Origin of the sequence: Brevibacillus massiliensis (genome assembly GCF_000311785.1) — a bacterium.
Lineage (GTDB): Bacteria > Bacillota > Bacilli > Brevibacillales > Brevibacillaceae > Brevibacillus_C > Brevibacillus_C massiliensis.
In genome coordinates, this window is sequence record NZ_HE978552.1 from 45,795 (window position 1) to 56,940 (window position 11,146).

13 protein-coding genes are annotated in these 11,146 nt (G+C 50.8%); all 13 read left to right on the forward strand.

Translation table 11 applies throughout. From position 1 onward, the window contains the following. Positions 1-470, forward strand: a 470-nt coding sequence (locus tag HGBM_RS24085; RefSeq protein ID WP_245553066.1) for a hypothetical protein, incomplete at its 5' end; no start/stop codon positions are given. A 197-nt stretch (positions 471-667) separates the two neighbouring features. Beyond that, a complete protein-coding gene (locus HGBM_RS31975; protein WP_245553067.1) occupies positions 668-1,024 on the forward strand; it encodes a phage virion morphogenesis protein in 357 nt (118 codons plus the stop codon). After that, positions 1,021-1,560 carry a hypothetical protein gene (locus tag HGBM_RS24095; protein ID WP_019123637.1) on the forward strand — a complete coding sequence of 180 codons (540 nt, stop codon included), beginning with the start codon at positions 1,021-1,023 and terminating at the stop codon, positions 1,558-1,560. The genes HGBM_RS31975 and HGBM_RS24095 overlap by 4 nt, the downstream gene beginning before the upstream one ends. 4 nt (positions 1,561-1,564) lie before the next feature. Beyond that, complete coding sequence (locus tag HGBM_RS24100) at positions 1,565-3,097, forward strand: hypothetical protein (RefSeq protein ID WP_019123638.1); 1,533 nt, start codon at positions 1,565-1,567, stop codon at positions 3,095-3,097. Then, on the forward strand, positions 3,097-3,534 hold the full coding sequence (locus tag HGBM_RS24105; protein WP_019123639.1) for a hypothetical protein: 438 nt from the start codon (positions 3,097-3,099) through the stop codon (positions 3,532-3,534). The genes HGBM_RS24100 and HGBM_RS24105 overlap by 1 nt, the downstream gene beginning before the upstream one ends. Before the next feature lie 14 nt (positions 3,535-3,548). Continuing rightward, positions 3,549-3,893, forward strand: a complete 345-nt coding sequence (locus tag HGBM_RS24110; RefSeq protein ID WP_019123640.1) for a hypothetical protein — start codon at positions 3,549-3,551, stop codon at positions 3,891-3,893. Between the two features lie 254 nt (positions 3,894-4,147). Continuing rightward, complete coding sequence (locus HGBM_RS24115; RefSeq protein ID WP_019123641.1) at positions 4,148-4,852, forward strand: hypothetical protein; 705 nt, start codon at positions 4,148-4,150, stop codon at positions 4,850-4,852. A gap of 55 nt (positions 4,853-4,907) precedes the next feature. Beyond that, the gene (locus HGBM_RS24120) at positions 4,908-7,826 is read left to right on the forward strand and encodes a phage tail tape measure protein (protein ID WP_019123642.1); all 2,919 of its coding nucleotides are present in this window, start codon (positions 4,908-4,910) and stop codon (positions 7,824-7,826) included. After that, the gene (locus HGBM_RS24125) at positions 7,826-8,419 is read left to right on the forward strand and encodes a LysM peptidoglycan-binding domain-containing protein (protein ID WP_019123643.1); all 594 of its coding nucleotides are present in this window, start codon (positions 7,826-7,828) and stop codon (positions 8,417-8,419) included. The genes HGBM_RS24120 and HGBM_RS24125 overlap by 1 nt, the downstream gene beginning before the upstream one ends. Continuing rightward, a complete protein-coding gene (locus tag HGBM_RS24130; protein ID WP_019123644.1) occupies positions 8,412-9,551 on the forward strand; it encodes a hypothetical protein in 1,140 nt (379 codons plus the stop codon). The genes HGBM_RS24125 and HGBM_RS24130 overlap by 8 nt, the downstream gene beginning before the upstream one ends. After that, on the forward strand, positions 9,548-9,865 hold the full coding sequence (locus HGBM_RS24135; protein WP_019123645.1) for a hypothetical protein: 318 nt from the start codon (positions 9,548-9,550) through the stop codon (positions 9,863-9,865). Before HGBM_RS24130 ends, HGBM_RS24135 begins: the two co-directional genes overlap by 4 nt. Continuing rightward, positions 9,862-10,275, forward strand: coding sequence for a GPW/gp25 family protein (locus HGBM_RS24140; protein WP_019123646.1), 414 nt, complete (start codon positions 9,862-9,864; stop codon positions 10,273-10,275). The genes HGBM_RS24135 and HGBM_RS24140 overlap by 4 nt, the downstream gene beginning before the upstream one ends. Beyond that, positions 10,268-11,146: baseplate J/gp47 family protein (locus HGBM_RS29145; RefSeq protein WP_019123647.1), on the forward strand; the 879-nt coding region annotated here is incomplete at its 3' end. The genes HGBM_RS24140 and HGBM_RS29145, both read left to right, overlap by 8 nt.

Genomic DNA, 11,146 nt, shown 5'->3' on the forward strand with positions numbered 1-11,146 from the left:
TCTCGGCAGGCCAGATATCAAAACGCCGTAACCAGACCGATTGGAGTGTGGGGTTGATGGATGCACGAAAATTAGCTAGCAAGGTCAAACAGATCATTGACAAGCATATCCGGTCCAAGGGTTACGAAATCGAGGCCGTTCTTGAAACTCCAGCGCCAGACACGATGAATCTCGATCGGCTCTCCATCCTCGATGACGGTCAGGTACAGGACAATCCAATCAGGGAAACAGTCAAAATCGTCGTAACCGGCCATGATCTGGAGGAGAACGGGACACCCTTGGGTGATAACCCAATCGAAACCCTGGACTTTATCTCCATTGAGGATGGTACAGAACCCGAGCACCGGCAAATCCAAGAGGGGCGGATTCTTGAGTACAACGGCAAGCGGTACAACATCGTCCTGGTTGCGCCGGCCACCTTGGCCGGCCAACTCATTATCAAAGAATGCCAGGCAAGGGCGGTGCAATGATGGCAGGATTTGACGAACTTTTTCGCGCTCTCCGGTCGATCCCCAACCAGGTAGACGCGGCCTCCAAACGTGGTCTGAAACGAGGGGCGGCCATTGTTGCAGGTAAGGCAAAAAGCAAGCTTGGGACATATCAAAGCGGTTTCGGCCCCTATCCTGCATGGGCCAAGTTAAGGCCAGAAACAGTCCGACGAAAACACATGAGTGTCAAAGGAGGCTTGACTCGTGCGGGAAAGAAATACCTCAAAAAACATGGCTCTTGGGGAGCTGGTGGAAATGATGATTCCCCTCTGGTAAATACCGGGCTGCTCCGTCAAGCGATCACAACGGATGACAGTCAATTGAACAGCAATGGTGTAATGTACGTCGGCGTGGCGGCAGGGAAGGACGGAAAAGGGAAAGGATCTCCAGGTGACTACGCTGCGGCTCATGAGTTTGGGTACGCCCCGAAAAACATCCCACCGCGCCCCTTTCTGCGGCCGGCTTTACATGAGTCTCAAGAGGCGATCAAAGACGCAGTTGCCAAGGAGTTGCAAAAGGAGCTGAGGAGGTTGTGACCATTCGCGACCCGTTGGTCTGTACGTACCTGGCCATCCAGTCAGCCATCCGGACTGTTCACGGAAAGGAATTTGTCGTTCGCGATGACACTCCAAATCCAATCGAGTTTAAGAAGAAGACGCTGCCGGCCGCAAACATCTCATACGTCAGCGGCAACGTGGACAAGGGACTGATGAGGGAGTATGAACCACATGGACTGATCGACAACGGTAACGGAACTTTCACCGTTGGGACGGAGTCAGCCCTGTTCGACTACCTTATCCAAGTCTCTTTTTTTGCGGATCGACCTGGAAAAGCGCAACAACTTGCGACGGCATTCATGGCCTCCATCGAGTCGGAAAACGAGATTCCGATTCCAGGAGACAAGTGGGGGGAGACGATGCAGATATTCCTGGCTGCTCCCCCGAATCCGCCGCGCGGAGAGCCAGACTTATACCAGGTTGATGCAACATACCAGTGCACAGGCAAACTGATCACCGAGCACATCGTCAGCGCGGTTGATCTTTCTAAATTCCATCCGAAAGTAGGGGGTTGAGGAAATGACCATTTTGCGAGGTGTAACCTCCCTGGCTGGTTACCCGCCGGGGCTGTATATCAACGAGCAGGCCGTCCCTCAAAGCGACGAAGTAAAAACGAGCGACTTTGTTCTCGGCTTTGTCGGTGAATTTGACCGGGGGCCGGTGAACCAGTATGTCTTGATCAGCGAAACACCAACGAAAAGGCTGTCTGAAATTGCTGCGACCGTTTTGGGACCGACTACAAAGCCAAACGCTGGTAACGCGTTGCTGGACCACCTGCACCACGCCAAGATCAAGAAAGCCGCGTTTGTCCGGGTGCTTGGCGCCGGTTATGCGACTGCAAGTTTGACACTGCAGGACCGTCAGGCATCTCCGGCCGACACGATGAAAGTTTCGGCCAAGTATCCAGGCGAGTACGCTAACATCTTTACGGTCGAAGTGGCGGACGGAACGGCACCAAATACTTTCAAGTTGATCCTGACGTCTGATTTTGGCACGGAAACATACGACAACCTCAGCATGGACCCGGCAAATTCTCGCTATGCGGTGAATGTGGTTAACGCCAGCAGCGAGCATTTTGTTTTGACTGACTTGCAGTCGTCAGCTGATTCGTTCGATCTTGCACGCCCGGCTGTCAAAACCAAAACACAGCTGTCCGGTGGTGACAACGGTGCCGCCGTCACAGACAACGACCGAATTGGCACTTACGACCCTGGAACCGGCAAACGCACTGGGCAAAAGCTTCTGGAGTTGGTTGGCAACATCGTTTCGGATGTCGCTCACATCAACTACTCCAGTCCTACCGTAGATCCTACTCTCTTGGCCTTTGGCGAAAAATACAACTGCAACACGTACATTGGCACCAACACGGCTCAGAACGTGTCAGACGCAGTTGCTTATCGGAATACCTACGACTCTGATTTCGGTCAAATGGCTTTCGGCTATTACCGTTCCGTAACCGGACAACTCATCTCTGGAGCCTGCCTCTCGGCTATCGTACACGTCAAAGGAAACGTGGAAGACTCCGGCCTCGCTGTTGAATGTGGATGGATCGTCGGAACTGACAAAGAGTTGGATTTCGACGACTACACGACGCTGTATGAGCACCAGATCGCTGCCTTCCAGCTAAAGCCATCCGCAGCCGGTGACGGTTCCCTCGCATGGCGTCTGGACAACGACTACACGCTGGCCAAAACGGACGTGGACGGGAATGTAATCTCCGACAACGAAAACCGTAAGGTCAACAAGCGGCGTCTGAACAGTTGGATTGAAAGGCAACTGGCTGCCGTTGCCGCCCCATGGCAGGGTAAGGCCATGACCAAGAAGATGAAGGACGACGCGGAGCGGCGCATTCGTACCTTCTTTGACAAGATGGTGACGCCGTCTAATCCAGAAACAGAAACAAGCAAGATCGAGGCTTACTCAATCAAATTCAACAGTGCAGCCGCAAGCATCGATCAATTCGTCCAGGACGTCAAGGTGAAACACTACAACACTGCCGAATGGATCCTGCTGAACTTCATGGGCGGCACGAACGTGGAGGTGGGTAATTAATGGCACGCAACGCTTTGATGGGAAAAAAACTCGTGATCGCTCTGACGGATGCCGACGGTAAGGCCCTGCAAAAATCCCCCGACATTCTGAAATGGAGCGTCGAAGAAATCACAGAGGAAGACAAGACGTATCCGATTGGCGAGGAAACGGAATACCGCAATGTGTTGCAAACTGGATGGAAAGGTAGCATCGACGGACAGGCAATCAATACTGCCTACGACGACATTGTGGACGCGAAGATAAAGTACCAGGAGGAAACTGGCGGCACCCTCACCTTTGTCATCTTCACCACGGAAACATACGCAGATGGAACCGTCCGCAAGTACAAGTACGAGAACGTCACATTTGATGGGTACAAACGCAGCAACGACGGCAACAACAAACCAGTCACCAATACACTTAACTGGCACGCCACACGCCGCGTACCGATTCAGTAAGGAGGATATGAACCATGGAAATCACACTCTCGACTGGCAAAAAAGTAACCCTACGCCAAAAGAAAGGACAACATCATTTCATCGAGCGGAACCTGTTGGCCGCCTGCGCTGGTGAGGGTGGGCAAAACATTGGTGGCATGGCGTTATCAGTCGCTGTCCAGACCATAGTGAGTATCGAAGCAATCGACGGGGAAAAAGTGGATACTCCGACTAATCTTGCTGGCGTGTACGAATTTATGGACCAGTTCACATACCAAGAGTGGAATGAATTGGAGATGAAATCGATCAGCAAGGAAGATCAGGAAAAAATTGAAGCGGCAAAAAACTTGCTGAACAGCCCTGGTTCCGTAACCGAGTAGAACTCGCACTGGCTTCTGGGGCTGGGATAACCTTCACTGAAGCACTCGACATGGATGACGAAGTGCTACAGGCGACCATAATTGTGGTTAACGAGTGGAACGAAAAACATCTCCCGATTACCATTTAATCGGGGGTCTTCCTGAAAGCATCAATGCTGATGGTTTGAGGAGGACTTGTCAGTTTTTGTCGAATACAAAAAGTCTCAGAACCACCTCATGTGGTGTAATATTTTTTCAAGAGGGGGTAGTAAAATATGTCTTTAGTCTGGGGCATTTTGGCATTTATCTTTTGTGTTGGCACGATCTCTTGTCTAATTGGCAGCATCAACCCCAAATGGGCAAATAAGAATCTAAAGAATGGGCAACGTCCTATTACGAGAAAGCAATCCTTCATCATAGCCGTCGTTTCGTTTGCTCTTTGCTTAACCTTCTTTAATCTCGCAACACCGGACGATAGTCAGGCCGAGCAGTCAAAGACTGCAATCGAAACAGTCCAGCCCAGCAATGAAACCCTACAAGATCAATCGGCAATGGAGGAGAAGACTGATCCACTCCCTGCAGGTTCTGTAACCGTGGAAGAGGATAAACCACTTCCTGCAGATCCAGAGGAAACAAAAAAACTCAAACCATATTATGACTTCGCAGAATTAACCTATTCGCAAATTTACGCTGAATATAATAAACAAAAGAAAAACACAGACTTAAACGCTTGGTCTGATTTTGCACAACAAATCAGGGAGAAGATTGAAACCCAAAGAAAATCACTAAACGATCAATTTCCTATCGGAGCTGTTTCAGGAGGAAACAAGCAGAATATATTTTCACTTAACGACGTTTATCAGAAAATCCAAGTGAATCTGATTAAAGAAATGTGGGATGACCTGGAAGGGAAGGACAATGAGCTTCCGACAATCAGGGATGAAATAGATTCCACTATGAAGAAAATTACATTTCAGTGATGTTTCTGCACCCAAAACTATTTGGGTGCTTTTTACTTTGAGGAGGTGAAAATTCGTGGGAACAGTGCTGGATCTTGCGATAGCCATTAGCCTAACCGATCGTGTCTCCAACGGGGTAAACAACATCATCAGGCAATTTGGATTGATGCGTAATGCAACCGAAGATGTCCAGAAAAAGATGAACGCACTTAAAAACATGGCCTGGACAGGTGGAGCATTTGCTGCGGGCGGAGTCTTGGCTTTTAATACTATTGCTAATGCGGCAAAGGAAGCCGTCACCCAAGCTGGAAACCTCCAAGAGGTCATGACGGCCATTAAAACGCAGACCTTTGGAAAAGACTTGCTCGACCCATCCAAAGCATCAATGATTAACCAGCAAATGAAAGAGATCAAGGACATATCGACACGTCTCGGGCTGGAAACCACCTTCTCTAACCTTGGCGCAGGAGAGGCAATCCTTGAACTTCAAAAAGGCGGCGTCGCCTATACCGACATCATAAACGGTGCAGCGGAGGCCACCTTGAAATTCGCACAACTAAACAAGATGCTTCCGACTGTCGCAGCTGAAGCCATGGTTCAAACACGGGCCGGATTCCAGCTCACGGGTCAGCAGATGCTAAGTGCCGCTGACATCATGACGAAGGTAGCTGCTGCATCCAGCGCTAGTGCAGAGGACATCAACCGTGGTCTTGGGAACATGGGCGGCGTGGCTTCTCAAATGTGGGGAAGCCGAAGTAAAGAACAGCAGGTTCTTGATTCATCGGTGCTAGTTGCGCTGGCTCGAACCCAAACACCGGAAGGGGCAAGCGCTGGCACATTCGTGAGAAACTTTCTGGAGCGTTTGGTTCCTCAGACCAAAATGCAAACAAAAATGATGGAAGAAGTCGGATGGGTCGACAAACAAGGTCGATCCATTTTTCTTGATTACTCAAAAGATTCAAGGGGACAACTTAAGTCGGCCCAAGAAATTGCGAAAATACTCCGTAAAACTGTTGGTACCAATTCAGTTTTGGGGGACGAAGAGGAAATCAGTCGTCAGTTCGAGTTAGCCAACCAAGGCATGGGAACTGACAAGGTAATCAAGCTGTTCCATAAGGTTTTTGGCGAGCAGGGCGGCAGAACAGCCTATACTCTCTTGAGGACAGGTGAGGGTTCTCTTGAGGAGATTTACAAAAACTTCGAGCGGCAACTCGGTCTAAACGAGCAGGTTGCTCTCCAAATGGAGAACTTTAATCAAGTGCTGGATACTTCTAAAGAAGCATGGGACACATTTCTGACTACCATCGGAACACCGTTACTTCAACCAGCAACGACCTTTTTCAAAGGGTTAACAAACACAATTGCTGGTCTTACCAAATATTTTGAACAACACCCACAAGTCAGCAAGTTTATGTTTGCAGTCGCTGGGGGAGCGAGCGCGTTCATTGCAGTTTCTGGTGCAATCCTTGTTGGTGTGGCTGCCTTTGGTGCTTTAAGGACAGCATTGGGAGCGGCACAGATTGGCTTGCGAACAGTTCTGGGAGTATCGGCAGGTGTGACACTTGGAATTGCCGGTATCGCTGGCGCGGCCTACCTGATCTATAAAAACTGGGATCAAATTGGTCCCTACGCGAAAGCAGTGTGGGACGGTTTGAAAAAATCCGTTTCTCCGGCAGTTGATTGGTTCCAAAACAATGTTGCTCCCGTGATCCGATCTGTTACAGATGGCACGATTGAACAATTCCAACGCTTAGAGAGCTGGATAAGTACCAACAAAGCAAAAATCGAAGCATTCTTCGGATTTTCCCACCAATCGAAGGAAGAACTCAAATGGGAGATGCCCGGGTGGATGAAAGGGATTGGCATGTTTGGCGGACTGCTGCTTGGTGGAGCGATTCTGGATAAGACCGTGGCCGGTGTTGCTAGACTTGGCACGATGATGCGTTCCCTCAGTGCATTGGCTGGTCCTGTTCGTTGGTTCGCGGCTTTTGTTCGCGGCGAAGTAGAACTCAGGATGTTTGGCGGGCTATTGGGCAGAACCGTTGCTCTGTTACAGAGAATACCCGGAGTATCGGGCATCCTACGAATCGGCCAAGCATTTATGTGGGTTGGTCGTAGCGTTATGGGCATCATGCCCATCCTCGGGCGGTACGGAGCATTCTTCGGGCGAGTTCTTTGGGGCAACATCGCACCTATCGGTCAAGTTATTGCATGGATTGCTCGACTTGGAGGACGGTTTGCGTGGTTAGCTGGGCAAGCTCTTTGGATGGGCGCCAGAATGGCACTGGCGTGGATGATTGGACTCGGGCCTGTAGGATGGATTATTGCTGGTGTCACAGCCTTAATTGCTGGCGCAATCATCGCTTGGAACACGAATTTCCTTGGGTTTAGGGATAAGCTCACAGCCGTGTGGAACTGGACCAAAGAAACAGCAATCCGTATCTGGAACAGCACAATACAAGGGTTGAGCGACCTATTCACATGGTTCAAGGAACTACCTGAGAAGGCCAAAACCTGGGGAACAAACCTTATTGACTCGTTTGTCAATGGAATCAAAAACAAACTCAGCGCTATCCCGGAAGCGTTGAAGTCGGCTGCCCAAACGATCAAAGACTGGTTGGGGATCGCCTCGCCGACAAAAGAGGGGCCTCTGCGAACCAACCACTTGTGGGGTGGAAATCTCATGAAGTCTATCGCGGGCGGCATGTTGAACAATCTTCATCTGGTGAAGTCAGCCGCAGCGTTAACGGCGGATGCGATGTTATTGCAAGTGGGCTCCAATGGAAAACCAGGCGTTTCCGTTTCCGGGCCATCTCCTCGTGCTGCTGGCTCCATCATCATTCAGGGACCGCTGATCGGTGAAGTACACCAGCAACCTGGAGAAGATGCTGACGCTTTGGCCAAACGTGTTGCCAAAGAAGCTATCGCAGAATTGGCGAGAATGGCCAAACGAGGCAACCTCACCATCGGCACTGTCGGAGGAGGGATCGGCTGATGCGTGTTACGCTTGGCGGTTTTGAACTGCGCGACTTTGAAAAGCCTGGTGTGGCTACTATTGGCGGCGAAACCTTCTTCGCCATCCGGAAGTTTCCCGGTGGTAACCGATCCATACAGTTCATGGGAGCCGACTACCGCCCGATTGCCTGGAGCGGTTTTTTTATTGGCCAGGACGCCTACCAACGCATGCTCAAGATCGGGAATATGCGGACGGCCGGAAAACCTGTACAGTTCACCACGGACCTGCTTAGCTTCCCAGTCGTGATCAAGGAGTTTTACCCGGACATAAAATCAGAACGGCGCATCCCGTTTACGATCACTCTGGAACGAGTGTTGGAGTCAAGTTCGAGTGGGAAAGGACCAGTTGACCCTGTCGACCGTGCAGCCCAGGCCATTGCCAAGTCAAATTCCGCAACACCGCAGGCGGCCAAGACCTACATTGTTCAGACTGGCGATACGTTGCCCAAGATTGCCGCACGCACAAAAGGAGACCCAAACAAGTGGGAAGAGATCCTCAAAGATCCGCGGAATCGAACGGCTCTTGGAAATAACCCTCAAACCCCACCTGTAGGAGCGGTTCTATATGTTTGACAAAGTGAATAAACCAGGATCTTTCCGTCCTTACGGCAAACCGGTTGTTAATATCACGATAAATGGCAAGCCGGTGAAAGACTGGATCTCCTTTCAGGTAGAGCTAAATGGACTGGGCGCCGTTGACTCCTACGAGGTACAACTCCCATGGGAAGTAACCGACACACCCTCCGACCCGTTACTTTACAGCGGCAGTTCCAAGTCGGCTGACTTGGTTTTCGGTTCGGCGAAAATTCGAATCGAGGCTGGCTTTGAGGGAGAAGGAAAACCCGAGTTGCTGATCGAGGGCGACATGGATTACCCCACATGGAATTTTGATGCAAATGAAGGTGAAGTGGTAACGATTCACGGTCGTTCATATGCTGCCCGAGCCTTCGACTTCAAAGAAACGCTCAAGTGGCAGAACCTGACGAGTACAGCGGCGTTCAAACAAATCGCGGCCACTCATGGACTAACTCCGGTGGTACCCGTAGAGACCAAAGACCCTGTTGGAGAATATGTCAAGGATGATCATGCCAATATCAATCGCGAAGTTTCACACTGGGATGCTGCGTTGTACCTTGCTCAGAACGACGGTTTTACAACACGGGTACGGGGCATTGAGTGGTTTTATGGGCCGCGAGAGATGCTGCCCAACTACAACAAAGACCCCTTGCCCTTCACCTGGGGGCATAACATCGAGAGCGGTTTTTGGATCGAACGGGCTCCGAACGCAGCCAGAAACCTTATTGTTGAGGTGATCTCATATATTCCTGGCGGCGTAAAAAAGCGCGGAAGTGGTCAGAAGAAAGGACAGCGCATCGTCGAGAGAGCGTCCTTCACTGGATCTTCTACCGGCCACAAGTACATCCAGCGTTACTACTACCCCGGCATTACCCGTGATGAAGCGCAGCGGCGTGCACGAAACATTCTGAAAGAGCTGTCCCGGCAGCAGGTATATGGCTCGTTCACAACCGACTACTTTCCCGAGCTTGCAACTGACCGACGAATTGTCTTGTATGGCGTGGGTAAAGGTTTGTCCCAAGTCTATTTCGTATCGAAAATCGTCGTGACCGGTAACCGGGATGAAGGTTTGAAGGCAGAAGTCACCTTTACCAATCTTCCTCTGGAGGAAGGAGGGCGGTTTGGTTGATTCCTTACCACAATAGAAAACAGATTGAGGGGATGCTGCCAACGTCCCCTTTAATTTTTGGGAAAATCGTTAGCGTTGATCCAGACGAGCGGCTTGTGAAAGTAGAGTTGGAGCCATGGGGGAATGAGACGGGATGGTGTCGCTGTCTAAAGGACACCTTTTATCCGATCGAGTCGGGTACCGGTATCTATGAGCCACGGTTCCCCTATAAGAGCGGCCAAGAGGTTTTGGTGGCTCAAGTTCAAGGTACAAACGGATCTGGTCAGTATGTCGTGCTTGGCCTGATTGATCAAGGGGAGGTTGCAGAGCAATGAGCTACGGCACAGACTTACTCATCATCGATGGAGAAATCATGTGGACGGGCGATACTCTCGCTACGGTTAGCGGCCTTGAAAACGTGAAGCAACAAGCATATCTCCGATTGCTCACCGCCTTGGGTGAGAGCGAGTTTTTTTCCAACTATGGCACGACCCTGAGTGAAGTTCTCGCCAAACCGTACACGCCAGACAACAAGAAAACAGCCGAATCAATCACCCGGGAAGCTCTTCTACTCGTGGGTACAGAAAACGGTCCTGGATGGATCGAAGAGGTCATAGATTGCCAGCTGTTGTTGACCACAGTAGGGGGAAAGCAAGCAAAGACGCTGTACGCCAAATTCAAGGTACGCGAATTTGATGAATCGATCGAAGCCACCTTCCCATTAGGAGGTGGAGCGAGTGGTTAATTGGCCAACGAAGGATGAGCTCACCCAAATCCTAGTTGAAAACCTGGTCGGACCCGGAAAAACAATCAATGACCTTTCCAATCAGTGGGTGGTTAAACACCTTGTGCTCGGGCTGCGCGAGGCCATTTATCTCCTCGTTGTCCTTCTCAAGTTCGTATACGACCAGCTAACAGCGGTGACAGCAGTAGACGAAAAGCTTGATGAAATCGGCGAAGAGTACGACGTCAAACGAAAACTGTCCACGAAATCCGTTCACTCCGTTACTCTCGGGAAAAGCTCGCCTGTACCTACTGACTGGGCGGTTCCAGACAACTTTTTGGTGACAACAACACCGATCGGCAGCGAACTGCCAGTTCAGTTTCGGGTGAAGCCTGGCCAGGGCAAAAAGATTCCCGCCGGCGGGACAACCGTTTCCGGTGTGCTGGTGGAGTGTACAGAAGATGGCGAGATCGGCAATGTTCCTCCTGGGGCGATCAATCTGGTGGCGCAGGCTGGGTTTGACTTTGTCTCCGACTCTATCGTTGTCCAGGCAGGAACAGACAAGGAAGACAACGAGGCTTACAGGCAGCGTATCCTAGACCGAAAACGAAATCCTGGGAAAGGCGGAACGGCAGACGATTACAAAGCTTGGGCCGAAAGCGTGACCGGTGTTGTATCAGCGCTTGTGATTCCCCTTAACCGCGGGAACGGAACCGTTGACATTGTCATTGCCGGTGTGAATGGCATCCCTGATCAGGCTTTGATTGACGAATGTCAGGCTTTTATCGACACGAAGACACCTGCCGGGCTTGCGGACGGTGGTGTTCGAGTGCTCGGACCAACCCCGGTAACGGTCAACGTCACCCTGCAGAATACCGTATGGGTGCCGGGT